We start from the raw sequence: 25,679 nt of genomic DNA, 5'->3' as shown, positions 1-25,679 counted from the left end.
AGTTATGCTTCGTTTGTATTTCTCACCTTGGTGTGATACATCACATTAGGCTTCGTACCTACTGCCTCCAATAGGTGATACATACGTTTATCTTCAGTTAATTTGTGTACTTTACTCTTTTCATCATTGATATCGCCAAACGTCATCGCTCCTGTCTCACATGCAGCAGAACAAGCAGTTTTAAATTCGCCGTCCTTAATAGGTCTTCCATCGCGTTTCGCATCAAGAATTGTTTTCTGTGTCATTTGAATACACATAGAACATTTTTCCATCACACCACGACTTCTTACCACAACATCTGGATTCAATACCATTCTACCTAAATCATTATTCATGTGGTAGTCAAATTCATCATTTTCGGCATATAAGAACCAGTTAAAGCGACGTACTTTATACGGACAGTTGTTAGCACAATATCTTGTACCCACACAACGGTTGTATGCCATATGGTTTTGTCCTTGACGCCCATGACTTGTTGCAGCAACTGGACAAACCGTCTCACACGGAGCATGATTACAGTGCTGACACATAACTGGTTGGAATGCCACTTGCGGGTTTGCAGATGGGTTTTCCATTTCTCCATATTCAGAAAGCGAGCTTCCTAAACCTGAAATACTTTCTTTTTTCTCTAAATCTGCTTCAAAAGAACCCTCAGAAGAGTAATATCTATCAATACGCAACCAGTGCATATCTCTACTTTTGCGCATTTCTGCTTTTCCTACTACAGGAACATTGTTCTCTGCATGACAAGCAACAACACAAGCCCCACAACCCGTACAGGCGTTTAGGTCTATAGACAAGTTAAAGTGATGCCCAATAGAGCGATCAAAACTATCCCAAAGATCTGCATCTGGTGAAGTTACAGCAATTTCTTCGTGATCTTTAGAGACTACTGGTATTGGATTCCAGTACTCTTTGTCTTTTGTATTAAATATCTCTAGTGTCGTTTCTTTAATAATGTCACGACCCATCATAGTGTTGTGCAACTGCACACAAGCAAATTCATGAGTTCCAGACACTTTTTCTAGTGTTACCCCAGTTTGTACTGCTTTAAAACCGCTGTACAATTGGTAAGCATTAACACCAGTTTGCATTTCAGACTGAATTCCATCCTTCTGACCATAACCTAAAGCAAGACCAATAGAATTTGGCGCCTGCCCTGGCTGAATTAAAGCCGGTACATTCTCTATGGTTACACCATTTAGTGTTACGTTTACATAACTACCATTTAAACCACCATCGGCAACATTTTCATTAGTGATACCCATGTTGGCCGCATCTGCAGCAGAAATAGTCACATAATTATCCCATGAAGTTCTAGTGATAGGATCTGGCAATTCTTGCAACCACGGATTGTTTGCTTGGCTACCGTTTCCTAAACCGGTTTTTGTATATAAGGTAAGCTCCATTCCGCCCCCTTGCGAAGCAACAAATGCTCCGTTAGAAGTAGAAGACTCTAATTCCAGATTATTACTATTTGTAGTATCTGCATCTGACGTTACCTGAGCAGTGCTTTCAAACACACCGTCGTGAACAGCTTTGTTCCAAGAAGTTCCTCCCAGTAACGAGCTTTCCATATATTCTTTCAGGTAGTCATAGTATTTTTTATCTCCGCCACCAGTCCATCGCAACAAACATTCTTGAAACTGTCTTGTATTAAACAAAGGTCTAATAGTTGGTTGCATAATGCTGAAAGTTCCTTTCTTCAACTGTAGATCACCCCAAGACTCTAAGTAATGCGGTGTAGCAGCAACCATTTTAGCAGCGCTAGCAGTAGCATCAGGCTTCATTGAAAAAGCCATTGACATTTCAAGCTTATCATAACCTGCAGCAAAATCTGGATGCGGGAAAGAATACACCGGATCTACTCCAACAGAAATTAATCCTTTTATACTTCCAGATGCAACACCATTCATCACATTTAAAACCTCTTGGGAATTCCCCATTGCAGTCATTCTAGGCTTAGCAGTATCCATTACAACACTATTAGCATTGTAGTTAAGCGCCATTGTTTGTGCCTCAACATCTGGTAATCCAGTTATTAAAACACCTTTACTTCCCGCTTTACGCAATTGCGCCTTTGCTTTTGCAACAGCCGCAGCAACATTTTCTGGTAACCCAGAAGCGCTTCCGCCGGTTAAAGCTTTCAATACCATTAATTGTTGTGTAGGCGTAACAGGCACTCGCACATCTGCATTTGCACCAGATAAGCTCATATTAGCTTCAAACTGGTAGTGCTTACTCATCTTTCCATTCTTAGGAATACGCCCCTTTGCGTATCCAGCCTCATAACCTCCACCTTGCCAGTCACCAATAAAATCGGCACCAACAGAAACAATAACATCTGCCTTACTAAAATCGTAATCGGCTAATGCACGTGTTCCATATTTATTTTGAAAAGCATCTAACGCCTCTGAAGAAGACACAGCATCATATATTACATGACGCACATTAGCATACTTTGCAGTAAATTCTTTTATTAATTTAGATGTTGACGGACTGGCAAATGTTTGTGTTAGTAACACTACATCTTTACCTTGCATCTCGTTCATCTTCTGTGCCACAGCCGTATCAAACTCATCCCAAGAAACCTCTTTCTTATCAATCATTGGATTTTGCACACGATTCTTGTCATACATAGACAATACTGAAGCATGTACCCTAGCATTTACGCTACCACCATTTTTCGCAAGATCATTTCTTTCAATTTTGATTGGGCGACCTTCACGTGTTTTCACCAATACATTGGCAAAGTCGAAACCATCTGCCATTGTTGTTGCATAATAATTTGCAACACCAGGAACGATTTCGTCTGGAGCAATCACATAAGGAATAGATTTAATCACAGGACCTTCACAAGCAGCCAACGAAGCAGCCGCTGTAGTAAACCCTACGTACTTTAAGAAATCGCGACGTGTTGTTGAAGAAGCTTCAAGCGTTTCTTTATCACCTAAAAAATCGTCTGTAGGAATTGGTTCTACAAACTCATTTTGTTGCAACGTTTCAACAATAGAGCTATTTTCATTTAGCTCTTCAACACTTTTCCAGTATTTCTTGTTTGATGCCATAGTATTAATTTACGATTTTAGAGGTACGATTTTTAGATTGCTTGATTTTCATTCGTAAATCGTACATCATATATCTAAAATTTTTGCATTTGTTATTCTAACTTTTATTTCGTCTTGTGGTTTAAGATTTCCGCCGTAGCAGAAACTACTAAACTTCAATTTAGTAGTGACACTTACCACATTCTAACCCGCCCATTTGAGCTGCAGTTAGCTGATCTACTCCATATTTCTTAGAAAGTTGATCATGAATTTCTTTGTAATATTCGTTTCCTGCCACATTTACATTGGTCTCACGGTGACAATTAATACACCAACCCATAGTAAGTGGTGAAAACTGCTCCATAATCTCCATTTCTTCAACTGGCCCGTGACATGTCTGGCACTCTACTCCAGCCACAGTAACGTGCTGCGAGTGATTGAAATACGCAAAGTCTGGCAAGTTATGAATTCGAACCCACTTCACTGGTTCGGTCTCTCCAGTATACGTTTGTGATGCTTCATCCCAACCTACAGCTTTATAAAGTTTTTGAATTTCAGCGTTATAATCTACACCAAACTCATTTTTACCCATAGCATAGGTGTCTTCAGAAACTTCAGAAATGTTCTTATGACAATTCATACATACATTCAACGATGGTATTCCAGATGTTTTACTCTTTCTAGCAGATGAGTGACAGTACTTACAGTCTATCTGATTTTCTCCCGCATGAATTCTATGCGAATAGTGAATAGGCTGTACCGGCGCATAACCTTGATTTACGTCTACCTGCATAAAGAAGCCATACATAAAGTACGCAGACGCTAACAATAATAGAATTGCACTTACAAAAACTAAAAATTGATTTTCAACAAACGCTTTCCAGATAGGAGTGCGTTTTGGCTGCTCAGGATATGCAACACCATTGGCAGTTGCAATTTTCTTTAAGGTGTTGTTCACCAAAAACAACATCACCACTAACAGCAAAAATACCAGCGCCAACGCACCAAGAATAATATTATTTGAAACACCTCCACCAGTTCCGGCTCCACCTGAAGTAGTAACTTCTGGCGGTGGCGGGGTTGACTTCTCAGTATCTGTATATGCTAAAATGTTGTCAATGTCAGTTTCGGTCAATGCAGGGAAAGCCGTCATTGGAGATTTGTTGTTCTCCTCAAATATCTTTACCGCCTTCGCATCTCCAGAAGCAATAAGGCCGGCACTGTCATGAATCCAATCGTACAACCATTGGCGATCGTACTTCTTAGAAACTCCAAATAACGCAGGTCCTGTAGCCTTTTTATACAACTTATGGCAGGCAGCACAATTAGCTTTAAACAGTGCTTCACCTGCAGCAGTATCACCAACACCATCTGCCTCTGGCGTACTAGCCGTAGTTTGTTCTGCTTCATTTGCAGTATCAGCTTGATTATCGCCTTGTGCGAATGTTTGGTTTGAGAAAGTTAACAGGAGCGCCAACAGTATAAGCGATACTATTGAGGGTAGATTTATAAACTTCACCTTTTGCATACTAATGATTAATTATTGGCAATAGTTTGGCACGTAATTGGTTATATACCTACCGAAATTAATGTTCGGCAACGCACCATAAATAACTGTGCAAAAGTACGTGTTTCTACCAATTTTAGAAATCTAAATAAAGTGTTAATGACTAATTTATACTAATTCTAAATAATAAAATTGGCTTCGGAAATGTTATTAACTTTTACCTTTGCATACATAAATAAGCAACATGAAAACTTCTCAGATATTTAAATTGTTCATTGCCAGCATCTTAATTTTATTTACTTCGGAAATTTCCTTTGGCCAACCAGCTACTGTAACGATTAATCAAGACAGTCAGATTCCGAAGCTCCTTACCTTAAAAAAGCAACTTGAAAAGGAGAACAAATTAAGCGATGGATTCACCATACAAATTTACAATGGAGATTTATCTAAAGCGAATTATAATATGAGTCGGGTGCGAGGCAGCTTTTCTGCGTGGCCTGTGTCTTTAGAATACGAAACCCCTAATTACAAGGTTTGGGTGGGCGATTTCACCACGAGACTAGAAGCCGAAAGAGCCTTACTAGAGATAAAGAAGAAATTTTCGTCAGCATTTATTCTACAGCCTGCGAAAGGCAAAAATTAAGCTACGGCAAAGACAAGATTAAAAACAAAATCCATAAAAAAAGGCTTTCAGAATGTATTCTGAAAGCCTTTTGCTTTTTGTGTCTTTCGAAAATTACTTCGATTTCAACTTTTTCTTTACCGCTACTTCTTGGAAACCTTCAATAATGTCCCCAACAAATATATCGTTGTAGTTCTTCACTTGCATACCACAGTCGTAACCTTTCGCAACTTCTTTCACATCGTCTTTGAATCGTTTTAGCGATGCCAGTTCACCTGTGTAAACTACTACGCCTTCGCGTATTAAACGAATACCATTGCTTCTCAGTATTTTACCACTGGTAACCATACAACCTGCAATAGTTCCCACTTTTGAAATCTTAAAGGTTTCTCTAATCTCTGCAGTACCTGTAATCTCCTCTTTCATTTCTGGAGACAACATTCCTTCCATTGCATCCTTCAGGTCGTTGATGGCTGCATAAATAATAGAATAAGTACGGATATCGATTTCTTCCTTATCGGCTATTTGTCTTGCATTACCCATTGGGCGTACGTTAAATCCGATAATAATCGCATCTGAAGCAGACGCTAATAATACATCACTTTCTGTAATCGGTCCAACTGCCTTATGAATAATGTTCACTTGAATTTCGTCTGTAGACAATTTCTGGAACGAATCTGTAAGCGCTTCAACCGAACCGTCTACATCACCCTTTAGGATAATATTAAGCTCTTTAAAGTCTCCAAGTGCAATTCGTCGTCCAATTTCATCTAGAGTAATATGACGCTGTGTTCTAACAGACTGCTCACGTTGCAATTGGGTGCGCTTGTTAGCAATATCTTTTGCTTCACGCTCATCTTCAAACACATTAAACTTATCTCCGGCTTGTGGTGCTCCATCCAATCCTAGAATAGAGACTGGGGTAGAAGGACCTGCTTTTTGGACGTCTTTACCACGTTCATCTTGCATTGCCTTTACTTTACCACTGTGCTGTCCAGCCAATACGTAATCTCCAATTTTTAACGTACCACCTTGCACCAAAATCGTTGAAACATATCCTCGCCCTTTGTCTAAGAATGCTTCTACTACCGTACCATTGGCTTGTCTATCTGGATTTGCTTTTAGCTCTAACAATTCAGCTTCAAGCAATACTTTTTCTAAAAGTTCTTTAACACCTTCTCCTGTTTTCGCAGAGATGTCATGCGACTGTATTTTTCCGCCCCAATCTTCTACTAAAAGATTCATTTGGGCTAACCCTTCCTTAATCTTGTCTGGGTTTGCGGTAGGTCTATCAATTTTGTTAATGGCAAAAACAATAGGAACTCCAGCCGCCTGAGCGTGAGAAATTGCCTCTTTTGTTTGTGGCATAATATCATCATCTGCTGCAATTACAATGATAGCAAGATCTGTTACCTGTGCTCCTCTAGCACGCATTGCCGTAAAGGCTTCGTGACCAGGTGTATCAAGGAAAGCGATTTTCTGACCATTCTCCAGCTGTACACCGTATGCACCAATGTGCTGTGTAATTCCACCACTTTCACCGGCAATTACATTTTCTTCTCGAATATAATCCAAGAGCGATGTTTTACCGTGATCTACGTGACCCATTACAGTTACAATAGGAGCTCTATCTATTAAATCTTCTGGAGCATCTTCTTCTTCAAAGATAGATTCTTCGATGTCTGCAGTTACAAATTCAACTTCGTAACCAAATTCTTCCGCAACGATCGTTAACGTTTCAGCGTCTAGACGTTGGTTCATAGTCACCATCATTCCTAGCGACATACATGCAGATATTACATTAGTCACTGGCACGTCCATCATAGTTGCAACTTCACTTACGGTAACAAATTCTGTTACTTTCAGCAATTTGCTATCTAATTCTTGTTGTGCTAATTCGTCCTCCGATTTTTGACGGTGGATATCTCGTTTCTCTCTACGGTATTTAGCACCTTTTCCTTTAGACGATTTCCCTTGAAGTTTTTCTAGGGTCTCGCGTACTTGTTTTTGGATTTCTTCTTCGGTAGGCTCTTCTTTTGGCACATTTGTACGCCCTTTTCCTTTACCTCTGTTATTATTATAACCGCCCGAAGTCCCTGGACCTTTACTTATTCTTCTTCGACGTCCTCGTTTCTCTTTATCATCTCCTCCTTTAGCGGCTGGCTTTTTCTTCTCTGGCTTTTTGAACTGAGAAAGATCTATTTTCTTACCAGTGAAATTTGGCCCATCAAGTTTTTTATAGTTTGTTTCTACAACATCAGTTCCTAGGGTAGCTTCTTCAGAAGGCGCTTCTTTAGTTGCTTCTTTTGCCGGAGCCTCTTCCTTTTTCTCCACCTTTTTGGCAGGTTCTTCAGGTTTCACCTCAGCCTTTTTAGCTACTGGCGCTTTTTCTTCAACTATTTCTTCCTTCTTTTTAGTACTCTTAGCAGCTGGTTTCTTTTCAGCTTCTTTTTCTTTAGGAGCTTCTTCTTTAGCAGGTTCCTTTTTAGCAACTACTTCCTTTTCCTTTTCAGCAGGAGCCGCAGCTTCCTTCTTCTTTTTCACAGTTTTGTCGCCCTCTAGGTCTATTTTACCTACAGGTTTTAAACCTTCTAAATTGGCTTCTGCTTTAATTACCTTTTTGGCTTCTATTTTGGCTTCAGCGGCTTGCTCCTTCTCTTCTTGCTCACGTTCGCGTTCTAGACGCAACTCTTCTTTTTCTTTACGCTTTTCTTCGCCAACTTCTTTTGAGGCTACTTTCTTGCTCTTATCTGTCTGAAATTCATCAAACAGCACTTCATATTCTTCACCAGATATTTTGGTAGTAGGACGTGCCTCTACCTCATAGCCCTTGGAACCTAAAAATTCCACGGCACGATCTAGCGAGATATTGAATTCGCGCAATACTTTGCTTAGCCTCATTGTTTTTGTTTCAGCCATAAAATGCTTCCTTTTTTCTAAAGTGTTGTAAAAGTAGTTAAATGTGTACTAAGTTAAAACTACTCTTCAAATTCTTCTTTTAATATATTCACTACCTCTTGGATGGTTTCTTCCTCAAGGTCTGTACGCTTTACAAGATCTTTCACTTCTTGCTCTAACACACTTTTTGCAGTATCGAGACCAATTTTCTTGAACTCCTCGATAATCCATTGTTCGATTTCATCAGAAAATTCGCTTAATTCTACATCTTCTTCAGCTCCTTCTCTTAACACATCAATTTCGAAACCTGTTAATTGTCCTGCAAGACGAATGTTATGTCCGCCACGACCAATCGCTTTAGACACTTCTTCTGGTTTCAATATTACCTCAGCTCTTTTTGTTTCTTCATTAAGTTTAATTGAAGTTACTCGAGCAGGACTAAGTGCACGCGTAATAAACAAGTTAAGGTTATTTGTGTAATTAATTACATCTATATTCTCATTGCCTAATTCACGTACAATACCATGAATTCGACTTCCTTTCATACCTACACATGCTCCAACAGGGTCTATACGGTCGTCGTAACTATCTACAGCAACTTTTGCCTTTTCGCCTGGAATACGCACTACCTTTTTTACGGTGATCAAACCATCAAAGACTTCCGGTATTTCTTGTTCAAACAATTTTTCTAAAAACAACGGACTCGCACGCGACATGATAATCGCAGGCTTATTTCCTTTTAGCTCTACGCTTTCAATAATACCTCTAACGTTATCTCCTTTACGGAAAAAATCTGAAGGAATCTGTCTGTCTTTTGGAAGGATAATTTCGTTTCCATCATCATCTAACAAAATTACCGCACGGTGACGAATATGGTGTACCTCTGCGGTATAAATTTCACCTTCTAAGTCTTTAAACTGCTTGTAAATTATAGTATTATCATGCTCATGAATCTTAGAAATCAAGTTTTGGCGCAATGCCAAAATTGAACGTCGTCCTAAATCCATTAATTTCACCTCTTCCGAAACGTCTTCTCCTACCTCAAAATCATCTTCAATTTTACGTGCTTCGGTTAAAGAAATTTCTTCATTTGGGTCTTCAACCTCGCCATCTGCTACTACAATTCTATTTCTCCAAATTTCTAAATCTCCTTTATCTGGGTTTACAATGATATCAAAGTTATCATCACTACCAAATTTCTTTTTCAAAGCATTTCTAAAAACCTCTTCCAGTATCGCCATAAGCGTTACTCTATCTATCTGTTTATCATCTTTAAATTCAGAAAACGAATCAATTAATGCTAAATTTTCCATGGCATTTTTAATTAAATTTTATCATCACTTTTGCTTCAACAATATCGTTGTATGGCAATACCGCTTCTTTCTGAACGGTTACCTTGCCTTTTCCTATCGGTTTGGGTTCGCGCGCTTTCCATTTCAAGGTTACCGCATCATCAGTAACTGCTGTTAGCTCCCCTTCAATGGTATCGTTTTCAGTTTTAACCTGTAAACTTCTTCCAAGATTTTTTTTGTACTGGCGCACTATAGACAAAGGTTCTGAAACTCCTGCAGAGTGAACTTCTAAAGAGAAATCTTCTTCCTCTCTATCTAAATTGTGCTCAATAGCACGACTCACATCTATACAATCTTGAACAGACACACCTGCATCCCCATCAATAATCACTCGTATCTGATTGGCTTCTGAAATAGAAAGGTCAATCAAAAACAATGATGGTTTTTCAGCTAAGGCCTCGTTCAATAAGTTTTCAACTTTTTTTCGCATTATCTACATTAAATTTGGGCTATAAAAAGAGGGGACTTTTTGTGTCCCCTCTACTAGTTGCGTATCAAATTCGGTGCAAATATACTACATTTTTCAGAATTAAAAAAAGAAAGCCCATGGATTAATTTTTGTATCTTCCTGATAGTTAATCTTCCAAAACTAAACACGTATGAAACGTATTCTCGTTCCCACCGACTTTTCGCCTCAAGCAGAAAACGCCTTAAAGGTTGCGGCTCAAATTGCAAGAAAAAACAAGGCCGAAATCTATCTAGAACACTCGCTAGACTTACCATCTCATTTAGCAAATTCTGGTAATAGTGGGGCGATGCCAGAATCACTCTATTTTATCAAGCTGGCAGAACAAAATTTCGAGAAACTTTTAAAACGCGAGTATTTATCTGGAGTACCAATACATCAGGCTATTGGGCATGACGAAATTTACAACGATGTACAATTGGCCGTTACTGAAAAAAAAATAGACCTCATTGTAATGGGTTCTCATGGTACAAGTGGTTTTAAAGAGATGTTTATTGGTAGTAATGCCGAAAAGGTTGTTCGCACATCACACATTCCGGTTTTGGTGATTAAAAATGAGCACACCACATTCGACATTAACAACTTTGTTTTCGCAACCGATTTCAGCGAAGAATGTAAAAAGCCCTTCAAGAGTGCGCAACAATTTGCCAAAGCAATGGGGGCTAAAATGCACTTGCTCTTTGTAAACACCCCTGCAGACTTCAAAACAAGCGAAGAAGCAGACGCTATTATGACTCGCTTTCTAAGTGGTATGCAAGCAGAAAACTATACCACCAATGTGTATAACGATACGAGTGTTGAAAAGGGTATTTTAGGCTTTGCTCGCAAGATAGACGCGCAACTTATTGGAATGAGCACACATGGCAGAAAAGGATTATCACATTTTTTTAACGGAAGTGTAAGTGAAGATTTAGTAAATCACGCAAATATGCCAGTAATCACTTTTAAAATTTAATTTACATATGCGCGTTATAAAAGGCAACAAACCCAACGTATTCATGCAAGTTGCCATCTCAGTTTCCCTTACGCTCCTTTTTGGATGCGTAGCCCCAGCAGATAAATCGAAAAATGTTATTGGCCCCACCCCAACGGTCGAAGATACTACCACTGTAGTAAATATCCCTAAAGACGAATTACCCGTTATTATAGAGCCTAAGTTGCCCAAAGGAGCGGTAACTGCCAATTTTAGGGCAGATCAAGTTCCATTTTATGCAGTTGTAGATAAAGTAGATCGCAGACGCGGACGCACTACTATTAAATTTGAAAAACCAGATGTACCCGCTATTGTACTTAACGAAAGCTACGGCGCTACATTAGAAACATTGCGCTTCGACGAATTTGATCGAGACTTGTTGTTGGTAAAAAGCAAGCTAAAAGACCCCGTTTTTACAAAATACTATTTATACGTACTACGAAACAATCAGTGGAAATTAGTGGTCAACGGGTTTTCCATACATCAGGATAATAATCCTGGAAGCCTAAATCCTATAATGGTAGATGCTAACGATACTAACAAAATGAAACGTTATTATTCTGTGTTCGATTTAGACGAAACCAGCTCCTTAGGATACACTTGGCGATTGTTACAAGAAAGCGTCCCTATTTTAAATCGGTAGCATTCATTGTCATAATGGTATTATAGTTAGTAAGCATAGTTCTAAACACTTTTTCACCACTTTTGCCTAGATCTTTGTTTGACAGTCCTAAATCTTCGCGCATTTCCTTTATAACCGCACCTAGCATCTCATATTGAGCTTTTAAATCTGTTTCGTGTTCTCTCCCGATGTATTGATACTGAAACTGCTTAAAATTTGAAAGCGCAGTAATTACATCTGGCGTAGCATACAACATATACGTTGTGTAAAACGCGAACATTTTCTCGTTAATAGTCGCAAATTTTGTTTGAAACTCAGACTGTTCTAATTTCGCCTGATTTGCAGTTAGCTGAAACAAATCCATTGTAAGTTCAAGAAACGTTAGGTAAAGTTTTCTTCGCTCCTTTGTTGCCTCGCTGTAAAGTTCCTTCCGTTTATCAAAAAACAGTCGAAGTAAATATCCCAAGATTCCAGTGACAATCGGGATTAACAGTTCATACCATTTAAAATCCATAGTAACGCATTAGAAAGTGAAGGGGAGTACATCTAAAAGTACTACAAAAACTCCAAATTTAGTGCATTTATCTGTAAGAATACTCTGTATACCAACTACCTACGGTCAATAAGGAGCACTGGTTTTCTGCTCATCTTCGGAAACTTTAACGAACTTAAAAGTTCTTCTGTACTAAATTGTATGACTGGACTAACACGTAATTTGGCTCTAAAATGATCTTTTATACGCTCTTTAAATGTTTCTGAAATATCGTCTGAAACGACTTTAAGCACAATTTCATCGGTTCCAACATCATTTTTAAAAATCTCTATGATAAAACTTTGTATCTGATCGAAATCCTGCAACACATTATACATTGCCGGCGGGTATATGGTAGTTCCTTTATATTTTATCATTTGCTGCTTTCTGCCAATCACTGGACCCAATCTTGGTGTATTTCTTCCACAATCGCATAAATCTACATGCTTTTGCACCAAATCGCCGGTTTTAAAGCGAACTAACGGCATTCCCTCTACGCCTAATGTAGTAATAACTAACTCTCCTACGGCCTCATTAGATACAGGCTGGTTGTGTTCATCTAAAATTTCAGCAATAAGTAACTCAGGATTTAAATGTCCGCCGTTATGATTGTGACATTCGTTAAACGCTGTTTGCATTTCTGTAGATGCATAGGTTGTAAACAAATCTATATCCCATGCAGACACAATTTTTTTACCTAACGCGTTTAATTTAAAATCTGCATCGCGAATTGGCTCTCCAATACAAATGGCGGCTTTTACAGAAGTTTCAGAAATGGTGATACCATTGGTGTTAGCATAAGCAATCATTTTTAGAAGAAAAGAAGGCACACATATAAGATAGGTGGGACTAAATTTTAAGATGCTATCCCATTGTAATTCTGGCACTCCAGATCCTACTCGAATTACCGACGCACCAAGCTTTCGAAGCCCCATAAAATAGGCCAACCCTGCCATAAATCGTCGATCTATAGTAGTCATTAATTGAACCGTATCCTGTTTTGTGATGCCCGAGCAACTAAGCGCCAATGCCTCATTATAAGCAAGCCTATTTAAATCGGCATCTGTTAGACCAACAAGTACCGGATTTCCCATGGTGCCTGAGGTAGTAACATAATCTATAATTTCGGTTTCAGAAACACAGAAAAAATCGTCATTGTATTGCTGTAAGTCGTCTTTTGTGGTCACTGGAAGATGCTGCAGGTCTTCTAGCGTTTGAATGTCTGAAACTTTAACATTTGCCTGTGCATACGCTCTTTTATAAAACGCAGAATTAGCCATCACATACGCCAACGTTTCTTTCAATTGATGCTCTTGAAAGGCTTTAATTTCTTCTTCAGATTTTGTTGCGATACCTAGTTTCATCATTTTAATTTCCGTTTTGCCCGACGTGCATATTTTTGCACCAACGTAACTTCAGCTAACGAAGGTATTTCTTTTTGAAGCGCTTGCGACAGGTTTTCTGCTGCTTTTTCATACTTTTTTGTTTCGTAATAATAACGCCCTACCAAATAATAAGCTTTCCAATAGTTCGGATTTAAACGTACTAAATTTTCAACATTAAGTGATTTTCCGAAGTTATCAGCTTCAATTTCGGCCTCAATGTTATGCTCCAACCTGCGATAGGATTCGTAATTCTTATAGGCATCTGTTTTTAGAAATGGAGATGCAGCGATTTTGTTGTTCTCTTCGGAAATGGTCTGCCGTGGCACCTGTTCTCTTTCAGCAAAAACAGTATTTAAATCGTAACAAATAAAAGCGCCCATTTGGTACGGATTTGAAGAAACCCATACTTTTAAGTCTTCTGGTTGAAAAACAATACCGTGATGAGCTAGCAGCTGGTTGAGTGCCTTTTCGTTACCATACCCAATAGGTGTATTATCTATACCTTCTCGGTTCCTTAAGATTTCTACGGCCTCTAACGGATTTACCTTTTCTGCAGCACCCAAAAGTTGAGACATTCTATGAAACCGGTACGAAGTATGACTCTCTGCTATTGTCTTCTTGTTGCGCCTATCATTTTTATAGGCATCACTCTGAAAATGATTAGCACAAACTAATGCTGAGCTATTGCTAACTTCAAATACACCAAAATTTGTTGGTGAAACCTCTATTAAAACAGCTTTTCCATCATTAGCACTGCCCACTAGAATAGATTCGCTAACAAAAACTTCACGTTTTTTAGCAATGGCAACGGCCTCATCTATGGTGGAGGCATATTGTAAAATTTCTCTAGTAACCAGCGATATTGGAGTCTTAGCCACCAACGGAATTTTAGATTTTCCTGCGTTTATGGTTACTGTGAGCCCTTGATTGTTCATGCCAGAAACCACTCCTATAAAACCTCCCCATGTTACACTCATAAATTTATGGCCCTGTTCCGGACTCACAAACGCAATAATCTTATCTTCAGCAAAGGCATCACCCGCATAAAAGTCGAAATTTCTTGCAATAAGTAGCTTTCCGTCTTCTGTTTTGTCGTCCCAAGCTGCAAAACTAGTACAACCCACCAACATCAAGTCTTGTAAGGCATGCCCAATATCATGTGCGCCGTGCAAATACAGCGAGCGTAAATAGGGCGTAGCAAGAGTATTAAATTGGTTAGAAGCAAATTGCGACACTCCGTAGATTTCGGCTTTGTACTCCTCTGGTATATGGAGGTACATTTTTCTGTTGTACCATTTTAAGAACTTAGTTAAGAATTTTTGTTGGCCTTCAGAAGGTACTAGGCTGTTTACCTTATCTAAGAATACTTTTTCCTGCTTGTAATAAAGTGACTGCGTAAGATTTCCGTTTGCCAAACCTCGTTGCAAGGGGTTGCCTTCTACGTACAACTCCCACAGACCATGGCCATTCTTCAGTAAAAAATTGTTGCCTTGTACAAAAGTACTATCGTTTACCTTTATCTTTTCTGCTGTTTGGGAAGCATATTTGGAGATGTTTGGAAGGTTGTTTAGTGATTTCTTTACACCACATGAAACGAACATTCCAGCTACGAGAATTGCACATACCGCTTGTTGCAAATTTTTCCTGCTAAACCAAGAAAATTTCGCACAACATATACGTAGCAACAACTTACTTCTCATAATTCTTATTAATGTCTCGAAGCACCTTTCTTTCTTTGTAATCGGTCCACTTTTCTCCTCGAATTCTGCGCATGATATTTTCAAAATTTCTCATAAACAGCAAGTTTCCGAAGAGCTCAGCTAATGGTTTTATACGTCTAGGAAATGCCCGTAAGGTAATTGAAAAGCCAGCATCTTCATAAGTAATATAGTGCCAGTAACCACTTGGCATATAAAGGGCATCGCCGTGGGTCATGGTAACAGAAATTCCTGTAACATCGCGCAAGGCTGGGTAGGTATCAAAATCTGGGTTATCCATGTCTATAGATTCCAAGTTATGCACAGTGTATGGTACTTTGTATAAATATTTCGTCTGGTCTGGATGAAAGAGTGTCACCTTTTTTGTACCGTGAAAATGTACGTGCAGCAAGTCTGCCAAATCCATATCGTAGTGGGCGAGTACTTTACTCCCCTTTCCTCCAAAAAACATAACTGGAAGTTTCTTGAAAAAAGGCAATCCGATATCGGGATAGTCAAAATCTTTGGTGAGCTGGGGCATTTTTTGAAGCACATTGTAAAAAAACATACGTAAATCTGTAGGACCCTTTTTTAATACGTCAATGTAATCTCGCAGCTTCATTGTTTTGGCTGGCACAACAGATTTTTTATATCCCTTTGTAGGAACATTATTATACAACGGCACCTCTTGCTCACCCGCCAAATTCTGAATGTAATCTAGATTCCATTTTTTATACGCGCCCCAATCTTTAGTAAGATTTTTTATGAGCACAGGGCGCTGTTTTTTGTAGTACTCTTTTACAAATTCTTCTTTGCTTATACTGTTAAGAACAGTAACGGGTATGCTTTTTATTTTGCTCACAATTCTGTTTTTCTTTCCTTCTTAAAAATAAGAAATTGATACAACAATGGTTGAATAGTAAACGAAACGCACATTGCTGTGAAAATTCCAATAATAGCAACCCAAGCAATAGAATGCAACGCTGGATGTTTGGCAAAAACAAGAACTCCCACGCCTAAAATTGTGGTTAGCACCGACAATAAAACAGCTGTTTTGTGCAAATGCAACGTATGCTGTTGCCCATTTTTACTTTGTAGCAAGCCGTTTGTAACAAAAATACTATAGTCTACTCCAAGCCCAAATATAAACGTAGATATAATAACATTAAACACATTAAAGGTAATGCCAAGCATGCCCATAACACCAATAGTAATACACCAAGTAAGTACAATTGGAATAACGGTTACCAGCACAACTTTGAAATTTTTATAAAATAAAAGCAATAGCACAAATACCGCTAGAAAACTATATAAGACAAGCTGATTAAATTGGTTTTTCAAATTCCCTAACAGGGTTTCGTTCATCGCCAAACGATCTACCACTAGCGTGTTTTTTACATCTTGAAACGTATTGGTTAGTAGTTCAGAGTTTTCTTCGGAAACTTTAACCAAGGTAGTGACGGTAGAAAAATCTTTTGTTTCAGTTATAAAATCGGTTACAGAAAGTGAAGGTACATCTGTATAATCTACTAATGTAATTGGCTGAAAATTTGCCGAAAGGGTTTCGTAAAACTGTGCAAACGATGTAGACTTAAATCCATACTCGGCGCCACTTCGCTTCAATAAATTAGTTACAGAATCTATTTTTCCCTCTTGCCAGAATGTATTCCAGCGTTCAATTTTTGAGAATTGATTCTTTTCAGAAGAAACCAATCCAGCTACAGAATTAAAACTCAGCAGCTTCTTGTCTTCTTTTAATCGAGTAAGCTTTTTGAAAGCGTTCTCATTAGCTTGAAGCGCTGTTTCTAGTTTGTCGCCATAAGTTACTACGTATAACGACTTAGACTTTGTGTTCATTACACCGTCTAGTTGAAGTTCTGCATCTTTAAGTTGTTTAGGCACATAGTTTAGCGCTGTGAGGTCTTTGTTAAAGACAACATTATTGTAAGTAAAGACACTGGCAACTACAACCAATACTAGTAATGCAATTGTAAACTTATTGCTTTGAAAAGAGTATCTCGCAATACGGTCTATTAGATTCCTTTTACTGCTATCAATTTTAGGTGGCACATAAACCTGAGGAATAAAAACCAAAGCAAAAAAAGCAGCGCCTAACACACTAACCGCAGCAAATAGACCTAAATCTTGTAAGGCTTGAGAATCTATAAAAAGCAGACACAAAAAAGCGAATGCCGTACTGAGGCTACTCATTATCATCGGTTTAGTAACCGACTTATATACTTGCTGTTTTGTTTCGCCGTTTTTAATATGAGTTAAAATATGTAAAGAATAATCTAAGGTTACTCCAAGTAAAACTGAGCCAATCCCGAGCGAAATTGCAGAAATTTCTCCTCTCAGAAACGTTAGTAGCGCCACAGAAAGTAGTGCTCCAAATACGGTAGGTACAAATAAAATTAACGGAATTAAGACCCGCTTATAGAATAACACAAAAACTAAAAGCAATACAAGTACCGATATTCCAACGGTGTATTGAATGTCTTTTTTTATTTGTTGGGCATTTGCCACTGCAATAAGTACTCCTCCGTAAATAGTAGCAGTAGCATTTGTACCGTATACTGCATTTAATTGTTGACGTAACGATTCTAATCGCGCTACAAAAATTTCATTTGCTGCCGTTTCAGAAGTACTATGTACCGGTGTTACAAAAAGTAAAAGATCTTGCTCATCTTTACTCACTAGAAAACCATTTTTAAGCACAAAATTATCTGAGGCATTCAATGCCTTGAGTTGGTTCATTCCTTGAAAAGTAATAGCTAACGGATCTCGAGCAATCGTTGTTTTGGCCAGCATACCCGTAGGAGAAACCAAGGTTTCAAAATTAGCTTTAGTAATGGCCTGTATGCTATCTTCGTTCATCTTTTGCTGCAGTAATGCATAGTCACTTTCAGCTAAAAAGAGAGGTAAATTTTGGTAAACAAAATCTATAATTTCAAGAGCATCATCTTCGTTTACAACACCCTGAATTTCTTTCACAGAGCTCTTAAAATTGGTTTGTAGGCTATCTGTTATGGCTGTTGCCAATTGGGTCATATCCTCGATCGTTCCTTGATCGGTTTTTTTGATATGCACAATAATTTTATCTGAAAAGTTAGCGGTGTTTAATACCTTCTGCAACATTTCATTCTGCGACGTTTTCGGTATTAATTTAGCAATGTCTTCTTCGAAGGTAATCCGGCTTGCTAAAAACCCTAACACTGTAAATACTAAGATCATCCCAGACCAAAATAGCATTCTGTGACGGCGAAAGTAGTGGTACGTTTTTAGAAAAAAATTAAACACTTACGGCTCTGTTTTTACGTTGAAACAATATTAAAATAACATATCCCAACAATCCAAAAATAGTCGCTGCGCTAATAGAAAGCACAATACTTCCTAGCAAATAACTCTCTAAGTGTCTAATTGCGTTAAAATCTGTAAGTTCAGTTATGCTCGAAGACGTTGTTTCACTGAGTAAAAAATTCCCCGTAAGGAGACTAGCCCACAACACAAAAGGTATAAATGGCGGAAAGCTTACATTGCTAAATGTAAATGCAATGACTTTATTTAATTTAAAGAAAATTGCTAAAAAAATAACTATCACAGTGTGAAAGCCCCAAAGTGGTGACAACCCAACGAACACACCCAAAGCAATAGAAAGAGCTTTCTTTTTCGGACTATCATTACTACCTAAAAAGTCTTCAATAAAGAATTTTCTAAATCCTTTTTTTTTTAACCTTCTGTAGAAATCTCGAGGAATTATATACACCCCTTTTATTACTATGAACCCTATAATAAGAACTACGATGCGCGCAATATCCATAAAAGGTCTAAAGTGCGAAACTCTATTTTCAGGGTATAAAACATTTATAGGCAAGTTTACTACCTTAATACCTCGCCAATGAGCTCTAACAATTACTTCCGTTTCAAACTCAAATTTTTTAGTCCATTTTAAAAAACGTATTTGCTTAAGTGCCTTTAAAGGATATAACCGAAAACCCGATTGCGTATCGTTTAAATCTAAACCTGTAACAAAACGAACCCAGAATCCAGACACCCGATTCCCTTTTGCACTGCGCGCTAAGACATCTGCTTCGTTCATGTTTCTATCGCCAATGAGGAAGAGATTTTTATCATCTGAGGCCTCAAGAGCCTGAACAAATTTTGGTAAATCTTCTGGAAAATGCTGTCCGTCAGTATCTAACGTTATAGCGCGTTCAAATCCTAATTCAAGGGCTTTATTAAATCCAATTTTTAATGCATTTCCCTTTCCCTTATTCTTCGGAAGGTTTATTACAATAAGCTGTGGGTAATTAGTTAAAATTTCCGGAGTACTATCTATAGACCCATCGTTAACTAAGATAATAGTATTTGTGTATACCAAGACTCCGTCTAGTACGGCGGCAAGGGTATTCTCGTTGTTGTACGTAGCCAGTACAACACAGCATTTAAGCCGTTGTAAGCGTTCAGATAATGTTGTGTGTTTTTTCAAATATTGGTATTCTAAAAAGCTCACTTTTACATTTAAACGAGACTTTTTTTCCTAAATTTTCTCGAACATAAGCATGCACTGCATAACTGGTGTTTGGTCTACAAAAGTAGTGCTATTTTTCACTTTTAAAAGGCCTTCTTTAGCTTCAAATGTTAGGGTGAAATTGAGTTGATTGTTTTGCAGCGGATTAACAAGGTTGACAAACTTAACTCTGCTTGCCTCTTTCATTACTAATGGGGTCTCCGTATATGTCTCGCAGAGCTCCTTGCTAATTTGCAGTAATGCAACACCCGGCACTACCGGATGACCCGGAAAATGTCCTTTAAAAACTTCATGCAAACTATCAATTTCAATAGTTACATTTAAGGTGTTTTCGTTTGGCTCTGTGCGAGTAGTAATGGTGTAAAAACTCTCTAAATTCATAATTTTACTGCTAACGAACCCAGCTAAAGTTTAAATTTTTCTTCGGAAATAGAAATATTAGCACTCCTGTTCTTAAAAACCACAAGTGTGTAATCATCATTAGGCTCTACAATTTTAACCTCAGCAACATCGAAAGCAGTTTCTGTAAAAGTTAGCTCGAAGGCACTAACAAAACGTTTTAAACGCTTTTCCTTTGGTAAAAATCGCACGAGATATCCACTATCTAATTTAAAATACGACATATCAAATTGCGAATCATCAAACATGGTTCCATTTACACTCTGGACGATTAACGTATTAAAATTTCTAAATAGTTTGTTACTACTTAGTTTTATTTCATCTTTTTTACCGTCGTTATTTACATAGAGCATTTCATCTTTAAAAATAACAGCGTAAGGCTTTGGTGAGGTGTATTCCCATCTAATATTTTCGGGAGCCTTGAAGAGCATTTTTCCATAAGAAACAATAGCATTATCTAGCATACTTAAATGCTTAGACTGTATAAAGTCGCTACTAAGAGTTGTGGTGTTTTTAGCCTTTAACAACACTTCTTGTTTGAAAGCATCTTGCTGTTGTTTTGTTAAAGGAGTCTGTGCGTATAATGACATTGCCATAAAAAACGGCAGCACAAGTAAAAATAAAGTTCTAGCTAGCGTCATGCATCATATTGTTTATGGAAACTGTTTTATAGTTGTTCTCCCGCAAAAATAGCAACAAATGTTCCAAAATATATGGAATACGGTCATGACTGTCATGAAGTAGGATAATAGCACCTGGCTTTATCTGCCTTGTGATTCGTTTAACTAGTTTCTTTTTGTTTTTTAGGGTCGTATCAAACGGGCGTATATTCCATCCAACAACACGGTGTTTGGTAATCTTTATTGCCCTTGCCAAGGCCGGTGTCGTTACGCCATAAGGAGGTCTAAAAGTTATAGGGGTTGTGCCCAATACTTTTTCGATTGCGGCGTCCGTCTTTTCAATTTCTTGAAGCCAACCCTTTGTAGTATTAAAATCTATGGTACTGCTGTGAGAAAATGAATGATTTGCAATTGTATGTCCCTTTTCAGCAGCTTCTTTAATCAATTCTGGGTGCCTAATTACGTTCTGTCCTATACAGAAAAAAGTAGCCGTCGCTTCAAATTTTTCTAGTAAAGAAAGTACGTCTGGGGTAAATACCGCATTAGGACCATCATCGAAGGTTATTGCAACTATTTTCTGCGTTTCATTTTTATTCCCTACAAATGCCTTTAGATGAAAATTCCAACGCATGGAGAAATGTCCAACTATTGAAACAAAAATCATAAGCACGATTAGCAACAGATACACCCACAATGCGTCTTGAAAATGCATTCCAGAAACAAGATATACACCCAAAATAAAGAGTATACATGCCAATATGTATTTCAGATAGTTGCTCATTTACCTAGCAATAAAAAACTATGATTTCTTCCTTTATCTTGATTATAAATAAGCACATTTGAATAACGCTGGGCAGCCTTAGAAGCAACCTGAGCACCTGGATGACACTGATTACTTACCACATAATACGCCCACCACATGGCAAAAGTAATGGCAGTATAAAACTCTCCCGAAAATTCTTTAAAAGAAATTTTCTCTAGTTCTTCGGGAAAGTGTCGGTGCACTACATCGTAAAACCCATCATAACAATCTCCTGTGTTACCTAAAAATAACATATCAATAGCATCGAAAGAACAGTTGTGTAAGGCTAAAAACCGTTCCAGTTTTGAAACTATATCACTTTCCGAAGCACTGCTAATGGTTGTCATTCCCTTCAGTTGCACACTATGTTTAGTTGTTTCTCCAGATAGGACAAAAAACCCTGCCCCTTCACTGTAAGGTACATTCTTAGCGGAAGAAGTACGCTTGTCTTGCAGAGCGACGTAATCTACAAATTCTGTCCCCAATTCGTCAAAAGCTCCCACTAAAATCTTCTGTGAAGCCTTTTCATTGATAGCTATATATGCGTCTTGCAAGGCACTTTCAAAAGAAAGAGATCCATGCACATACGTAGTGTTATAAACCTGACATTTTAACCCCAGTGCAATTTGTCCGCCCACGGTATTGTGGGTAGATTGTATAAAAGCCGTAGGCGTTAAAAATTGTTCGTTATTTTTTAATAGTGCATTTAAAAATTTTTCAGTGTCCTGCATACAACCCATACCACTTCCCGTGATAATTGCATCTGGTGTAACCAGATTGGCTTCCAATAATGCCTTGGAGGCAGAAGTCACTCCCATCTTTACCACTGGTGCCATACGTCTTGCTGCAGCAGGCGAAATAAAATCACGATACTGAGGATGAACTGCCTTTATTTTCTCTTCGGAAAAGGGCAATTTATGCATTACTTGTTCTTCAAAAGAAGGTTGAGCAGAAATACAAACAGCGCTATGTATATAGACAGGTTTCACGATTTACTAAAGACTAAGGCAGTGCAATTTCCTCCAAATCCGAATGAATTTGACAGCACATGGGTTACAGTTTTCTTTTGAAATTTAGTGATTGGGCTCAGTAAGGTTTCTGGCATTTCAGTTTCAAAATTGATATTCGGAAAAACGCATTGTTCTTGCAACGCCAACACCGAAAAAACAGCTTCTACAGCTCCAGCAGCGGCTAAGGTGTGTCCTGTAAACCCTTTTGTAGAACTAAAACTAGGTAAATTAGCTCCAAAAATACGCTGTAATGCGACGCTTTCAGATAAATCGTTGTTAGGTGTAGCGGTACCATGAGCATTAATGTAGCTAATATCTTCTGGATTTAAATTAGCCACCTTTAATGCTTTTCGCATTGCTAAGAAAGCTCCTTCTCCGGTTTCAGAGGAAGCCGTTTGGTGGTGTGCATCATTTGCATTTCCGTAGCCAGACACATAGCCCAAAATAGATTTTCCAGTTGCTACTGTTTCAGATTCTAGCACCAAGTAGGCTGCAGCCTCACCTAGATTGAGTCCGTTACGATTGGCATCAAAAGGTTTGCAATACGTGTCACTTAGTAGCATTAGCGATTTAAATCCGTTGATGGTAAATTTAGACAACGCATCTGTCCCACCCACCACAACACGGTCTAACTGGCCTGTATTTATCATTCGAGCGCCCAACATAATGGCGTTGGCTGCAGAAGAGCAAGCCGTGCTAATGGTTGTTGTAAAATCATTGATGCCGAGTTCATCTGCGATTTTTTGAGTGCTATCTCCGGCATGATGGCTCGCAATGTATTTTCTACTTTCGGGGGTATTAATAAAATGCTTAAAGTACTGCTCAGTTTTGTCCATTCCACCAACGGTCGTAGCAGATATCAACCCTGTTCTAGCAGATGAAATTTTATCGATACTTGCATGTTTAAGGGCATCTAGAGCCGCTACACTGCCAAGTAACGCGGTTCTGGTATAATTATGCCCTTCGGAAAGATTAAGTCGTTGAGCAAGCTGCTCGTTGGTTTGGGCTACTTCTCCTACTTTTACGGAAGGAGCATGAATACTGTCTAATTTCTGAAGTTTTCCGATGCCTGTTTCGCCTTTGAGTAGTGCTGCTTTATTTGCCACAACCGTAGTACCAAGGGCAGAGATAATTCCTATTCCGGTGATGGCAATTTTATTGGACATTACATTTTTTTATAAGAAAACAGCAAAGGCCGTAACAACCAGTTTATTTTGTTCTGTTGGCTTCGATATAGGCTGCAAGAACGTTAACCGATTGGAATATGGCTTTACTCTCTTCAGGATCTACTAATTTAATCCCGTAATCTTTATCTAATAAAACAATTAATTCTAGCGCATCGATTGAATCTAGTCCAAGACCATCACCAAATAGTGCATCGTCGTTGTCAATATCTGCTGGGCTAAATTCTTCAAGGTTTAACGCTTCTATGATGCTTTCCTTTAATTCTTGTTGTAAATTACTCATAAAGTATACTATTTCAACGTTGGCACTCGTGTGTTCAGCGCCTGTCGTCTATATCTTGTTATAAAAAGTTGTTATATTTTTCTCGGTATGTTGCCATTTTCCAGTCGCTTCCACCAAATAGAAGAAACCATGGTTTTCTGTTTTATCAACTTCTACCCAGCCACACAGCGCACTGTTGCACTTACCTTCGCGCAACAAACTTACAGTATATTTTTGAAGAAAATTAGCTTCAAAGCTCTCAAAAACAAAGAAAGCATTCTCGGTTTGTAATTGATGTCTAATTGCAACCTCTCCAATTCCGATGTTAGGCAAAGTATATACAAAAACTGCTGGGCTTGGGTAAAATTCAGTTTCGGAAGCAATCGATTCTTGATGTTTCCTATCCGTTTCTAAGCTGCTGCTTTTATTAGAAAAAACCAACGCCGTATTCTGTACTTCTGTGGTAGCCTCTTTAGCCGATTTCAGTAAAAATTCTGCTCCCATAAAAGCAAGTTTACTCATAGTATCCATTTTAAAAAATTTGGGATACCTACAATTGTGCTCTTTATATAACTGCTTTAGGAAGTTTTCGAAAGTTTCAGAAGTATTACTATGTAACACTACACCATCTACACTTACTTGTTGCGGGGTAATATGGCAATATGTTGATATGTAATGTGTGCTGGTGGTCAACTATTTCTTTTTACAGACTAACATGGTATGGTAAGCCCCTAATTTTAAATCTTCTTCAATTTTTAGCCCAGCCTCATCGATTAATCGTTCAAAAACGGTTGCAGGATACATTTTGCTATTTCCATTTGCCATGACTGTGAAATAAATAGAAGTGGCTTCTAATACGTACTTTGCTTTATCGAAATGCTGTCTATCGGTAAATGTTTCAGTAATTAACAGATGGGTATCTTGCGTCATGGAAGCCACACAAGTTTTAAGGATGGTTACAATTTCTGCTTCTGAAAAACAATCTAAGAACTGACTCATCCAAATGAGATCTGCACCTTCTGCAATTTTTGGGTTGGGAGCTAACCAATCTATTTCTGTACCTGAAACACGAGCACCAAATCCCGCCTTCTGCACATTTGCCAATGCCTTTTTTAACTGCCCAGGTAAATCGTATATGGTAATATGAATATCTTCAGAATTGCTTAGACATTGCAGCGCAAACTTCCCTGTATTGCCACCTATATCAAAAATATGCTTTGGCTTTCTGGCATATACTTGTTGAAGTGCTTCGGCAAAAATAGTATCTGAATAATGATGGTCAAATTCAAACCAAGACTGTTGCACTTGCGGTGAAAGTTGAGAAAGCCCTTCATAAATTGTACTCCATGCACCTAATTCTTGTAACCCTTCTGGCTTTCCGTTGGTAATAGCATCTTGTAGGTGAAACAAGCCTTTGTAGCAAACGTCATGTGTGAAGTTTAGATTTACATTCACGGTCTTGTCGTAATTTAAAAAGTAACCTGTTTTGGTTAGTTCATATCGTTCGTCTTCATTTTTTTTCACCAAAGCAGCGCTTTCTGCCATTTCTAGCAATACCCCTAACCCATAGGGAGGTATAGAAAGGGATTCTGATATCTCATTAAAAGAGACTCCATTACTGTCGCGGTTGTCAAAAATATAATTGAACACGCCCAATTTCCGAAGAGAAACTGCAGTCTGAAAGACAAATGGTGCTAATGCAATACGCTGAGCTTCTTCAAGTGCGTCTATGGCTTTAATAGATTTTTGCTTCATTAATTCGCTTGTGCT

The 25,679-nt window shown here is 38.3% G+C and carries 22 protein-coding genes; 3 read left to right on the top strand and 19 right to left on the bottom strand.

The annotated features are described in order from the left end of the window. Positions 1-2 precede the first annotated feature (2 nt). Positions 3-3,068, bottom strand: a complete 3,066-nt coding sequence (locus tag G5B37_RS11345; RefSeq protein ID WP_164680143.1) for a TAT-variant-translocated molybdopterin oxidoreductase — start codon at positions 3,066-3,068, stop codon at positions 3-5. Between the two features lie 160 nt (positions 3,069-3,228). Continuing rightward, complete coding sequence (locus G5B37_RS11340; protein ID WP_164680142.1) at positions 3,229-4,575, bottom strand: c-type cytochrome; 1,347 nt, start codon at positions 4,573-4,575, stop codon at positions 3,229-3,231. Positions 4,576-4,798: 223 nt separating this feature from the next. On the opposite strand from G5B37_RS11340, the gene G5B37_RS11335 reads away from it, so the two are divergent. Beyond that, complete coding sequence (locus G5B37_RS11335) at positions 4,799-5,197, top strand: SPOR domain-containing protein (RefSeq protein WP_164680141.1); 399 nt, start codon at positions 4,799-4,801, stop codon at positions 5,195-5,197. A 93-nt stretch (positions 5,198-5,290) separates the two neighbouring features. Here the strand turns inward: G5B37_RS11335 and infB are convergent, their stop codons facing one another. Genes infB through rimP form a run of 3 tightly spaced genes read right to left on the bottom strand, consistent with a single transcriptional unit; the run spans position 5,291 to position 9,859 of the window. Then, positions 5,291-8,095: a translation initiation factor IF-2 gene (infB, locus tag G5B37_RS11330; RefSeq protein WP_164680140.1), complete on the bottom strand. Its 2,805-nt coding sequence runs from the start codon at positions 8,093-8,095 to the stop codon at positions 5,291-5,293. Between the two features lie 59 nt (positions 8,096-8,154). After that, positions 8,155-9,387, bottom strand: a complete 1,233-nt coding sequence (gene nusA, locus G5B37_RS11325; protein WP_164680139.1) for a transcription termination factor NusA — start codon at positions 9,385-9,387, stop codon at positions 8,155-8,157. A 7-nt stretch (positions 9,388-9,394) separates the two neighbouring features. Then, entirely contained in the window at positions 9,395-9,859 is a 465-nt protein-coding gene (gene rimP / locus G5B37_RS11320) for a ribosome assembly cofactor RimP (protein ID WP_164680939.1), read from the bottom strand. A 166-nt stretch (positions 9,860-10,025) separates the two neighbouring features. On the opposite strand from rimP, the gene G5B37_RS11315 reads away from it, so the two are divergent. Continuing rightward, entirely contained in the window at positions 10,026-10,847 is an 822-nt protein-coding gene (locus tag G5B37_RS11315; protein ID WP_164680138.1) for a universal stress protein, read from the top strand. Between the two features lie 7 nt (positions 10,848-10,854). Continuing rightward, positions 10,855-11,508 carry a hypothetical protein gene (locus G5B37_RS11310; RefSeq protein ID WP_164680137.1) on the top strand — a complete coding sequence of 218 codons (654 nt, stop codon included), beginning with the start codon at positions 10,855-10,857 and terminating at the stop codon, positions 11,506-11,508. On the opposite strand, the gene G5B37_RS11305 is transcribed toward G5B37_RS11310, so the two are convergent. The 14 genes from G5B37_RS11305 to G5B37_RS11240 form a co-directional block, all read right to left on the bottom strand. Then, positions 11,492-12,001, bottom strand: a complete 510-nt coding sequence (locus G5B37_RS11305; protein ID WP_164680136.1) for a hypothetical protein — start codon at positions 11,999-12,001, stop codon at positions 11,492-11,494. The two genes, G5B37_RS11310 and G5B37_RS11305, sit on opposite strands and share 17 nt — an antisense overlap. Positions 12,002-12,096: 95 nt before the next feature. Continuing rightward, positions 12,097-13,383 (bottom strand): phenylacetate--CoA ligase family protein, encoded by a 1,287-nt coding sequence (locus G5B37_RS11300; RefSeq protein WP_164680938.1) that lies wholly within the window; start codon positions 13,381-13,383, stop codon positions 12,097-12,099. Continuing rightward, positions 13,383-15,041 (bottom strand): C45 family peptidase, encoded by a 1,659-nt coding sequence (locus tag G5B37_RS11295; RefSeq protein ID WP_318527351.1) that lies wholly within the window; start codon positions 15,039-15,041, stop codon positions 13,383-13,385. The genes G5B37_RS11300 and G5B37_RS11295 overlap by 1 nt, the downstream gene beginning before the upstream one ends. 52 nt (positions 15,042-15,093) lie before the next feature. After that, positions 15,094-15,963 carry a cupin-like domain-containing protein gene (locus G5B37_RS11290; protein WP_164680135.1) on the bottom strand — a complete coding sequence of 290 codons (870 nt, stop codon included), beginning with the start codon at positions 15,961-15,963 and terminating at the stop codon, positions 15,094-15,096. Next, the gene (locus G5B37_RS11285) at positions 15,960-18,239 is read right to left on the bottom strand and encodes an MMPL family transporter (RefSeq protein WP_164680134.1); all 2,280 of its coding nucleotides are present in this window, start codon (positions 18,237-18,239) and stop codon (positions 15,960-15,962) included. The genes G5B37_RS11290 and G5B37_RS11285 overlap by 4 nt, the downstream gene beginning before the upstream one ends. Before the next feature lie 154 nt (positions 18,240-18,393). After that, complete coding sequence (locus tag G5B37_RS11280; protein WP_164680133.1) at positions 18,394-19,590, bottom strand: DUF2062 domain-containing protein; 1,197 nt, start codon at positions 19,588-19,590, stop codon at positions 18,394-18,396. Between the two features lie 51 nt (positions 19,591-19,641). Then, positions 19,642-20,013: a hotdog family protein gene (locus tag G5B37_RS11275; RefSeq protein ID WP_164680132.1), complete on the bottom strand. Its 372-nt coding sequence runs from the start codon at positions 20,011-20,013 to the stop codon at positions 19,642-19,644. Positions 20,014-20,036: 23 nt separating this feature from the next. Beyond that, the gene (locus G5B37_RS11270) at positions 20,037-20,672 is read right to left on the bottom strand and encodes an outer membrane lipoprotein carrier protein LolA (protein ID WP_164680131.1); all 636 of its coding nucleotides are present in this window, start codon (positions 20,670-20,672) and stop codon (positions 20,037-20,039) included. Next, a complete protein-coding gene (locus tag G5B37_RS11265; RefSeq protein WP_164680130.1) occupies positions 20,659-21,432 on the bottom strand; it encodes a polysaccharide deacetylase family protein in 774 nt (257 codons plus the stop codon). Before G5B37_RS11265 ends, G5B37_RS11270 begins: the two co-directional genes overlap by 14 nt. Further along, positions 21,429-22,442: a beta-ketoacyl synthase chain length factor gene (locus G5B37_RS11260; RefSeq protein WP_164680129.1), complete on the bottom strand. Its 1,014-nt coding sequence runs from the start codon at positions 22,440-22,442 to the stop codon at positions 21,429-21,431. The genes G5B37_RS11265 and G5B37_RS11260 overlap by 4 nt, the downstream gene beginning before the upstream one ends. After that, complete coding sequence (locus G5B37_RS11255) at positions 22,439-23,629, bottom strand: beta-ketoacyl-[acyl-carrier-protein] synthase family protein (RefSeq protein WP_164680128.1); 1,191 nt, start codon at positions 23,627-23,629, stop codon at positions 22,439-22,441. The genes G5B37_RS11260 and G5B37_RS11255 overlap by 4 nt, the downstream gene beginning before the upstream one ends. A 43-nt stretch (positions 23,630-23,672) precedes the next feature. Beyond that, positions 23,673-23,930, bottom strand: coding sequence for a phosphopantetheine-binding protein (locus G5B37_RS11250; RefSeq protein ID WP_164680127.1), 258 nt, complete (start codon positions 23,928-23,930; stop codon positions 23,673-23,675). Positions 23,931-23,978: 48 nt separating this feature from the next. Continuing rightward, positions 23,979-24,431 (bottom strand): 3-oxoacyl-ACP synthase, encoded by a 453-nt coding sequence (locus G5B37_RS11245; RefSeq protein WP_263649794.1) that lies wholly within the window; start codon positions 24,429-24,431, stop codon positions 23,979-23,981. 171 nt (positions 24,432-24,602) lie between these two features. Beyond that, entirely contained in the window at positions 24,603-25,664 is a 1,062-nt protein-coding gene (locus tag G5B37_RS11240) for a methyltransferase (RefSeq protein WP_164680125.1), read from the bottom strand. Positions 25,665-25,679 lie beyond the last annotated feature (15 nt).

Origin of the sequence: Rasiella rasia, assembly GCF_011044175.1 — a bacterium.
Lineage (GTDB): Bacteria > Bacteroidota > Bacteroidia > Flavobacteriales > Flavobacteriaceae > Marinirhabdus > Marinirhabdus rasia.
The sequence above is the reverse complement of the archived record's forward strand: the minus strand, read 5'-3'. Positions and strand labels throughout refer to the sequence as shown.

What these genes read in the sequence shown, in the direction of transcription:
- G5B37_RS11345 (WP_164680143.1), bottom strand. Translation starts at nt 3,068, where the DNA reads ATGGCATCAAACAAGAAATACTGGAAAAGTGTTGAAGAGCTAAATGAA.
- G5B37_RS11340 (WP_164680142.1), bottom strand. Translation starts at nt 4,575, where the DNA reads ATGCAAAAGGTGAAGTTTATAAATCTACCCTCAATAGTATCGCTTATA.
- G5B37_RS11335 (WP_164680141.1), top strand. Translation starts at nt 4,799, where the DNA reads ATGAAAACTTCTCAGATATTTAAATTGTTCATTGCCAGCATCTTAATT.
- infB (WP_164680140.1), bottom strand. Translation starts at nt 8,095, where the DNA reads ATGGCTGAAACAAAAACAATGAGGCTAAGCAAAGTATTGCGCGAATTC.
- nusA (WP_164680139.1), bottom strand. Translation starts at nt 9,387, where the DNA reads ATGGAAAATTTAGCATTAATTGATTCGTTTTCTGAATTTAAAGATGAT.
- G5B37_RS11315 (WP_164680138.1), top strand. Translation starts at nt 10,026, where the DNA reads ATGAAACGTATTCTCGTTCCCACCGACTTTTCGCCTCAAGCAGAAAAC.
- G5B37_RS11310 (WP_164680137.1), top strand. Translation starts at nt 10,855, where the DNA reads ATGCGCGTTATAAAAGGCAACAAACCCAACGTATTCATGCAAGTTGCC.
- G5B37_RS11305 (WP_164680136.1), bottom strand. Translation starts at nt 12,001, where the DNA reads ATGGATTTTAAATGGTATGAACTGTTAATCCCGATTGTCACTGGAATC.
- G5B37_RS11300 (WP_164680938.1), bottom strand. Translation starts at nt 13,383, where the DNA reads ATGAAACTAGGTATCGCAACAAAATCTGAAGAAGAAATTAAAGCCTTT.
- G5B37_RS11285 (WP_164680134.1), bottom strand. Translation starts at nt 18,239, where the DNA reads ATGTTGCAGAAGGTATTAAACACCGCTAACTTTTCAGATAAAATTATT.
- G5B37_RS11275 (WP_164680132.1), bottom strand. Translation starts at nt 20,013, where the DNA reads ATGAATTTAGAGAGTTTTTACACCATTACTACTCGCACAGAGCCAAAC.
- G5B37_RS11270 (WP_164680131.1), bottom strand. Translation starts at nt 20,672, where the DNA reads ATGACGCTAGCTAGAACTTTATTTTTACTTGTGCTGCCGTTTTTTATG.
- G5B37_RS11265 (WP_164680130.1), bottom strand. Translation starts at nt 21,432, where the DNA reads ATGAGCAACTATCTGAAATACATATTGGCATGTATACTCTTTATTTTG.
- G5B37_RS11255 (WP_164680128.1), bottom strand. Translation starts at nt 23,629, where the DNA reads ATGTCCAATAAAATTGCCATCACCGGAATAGGAATTATCTCTGCCCTT.
- G5B37_RS11250 (WP_164680127.1), bottom strand. Translation starts at nt 23,930, where the DNA reads ATGAGTAATTTACAACAAGAATTAAAGGAAAGCATCATAGAAGCGTTA.
- G5B37_RS11245 (WP_263649794.1), bottom strand. Translation starts at nt 24,431, where the DNA reads ATGAGTAAACTTGCTTTTATGGGAGCAGAATTTTTACTGAAATCGGCT.
- G5B37_RS11240 (WP_164680125.1), bottom strand. Translation starts at nt 25,664, where the DNA reads ATGAAGCAAAAATCTATTAAAGCCATAGACGCACTTGAAGAAGCTCAG.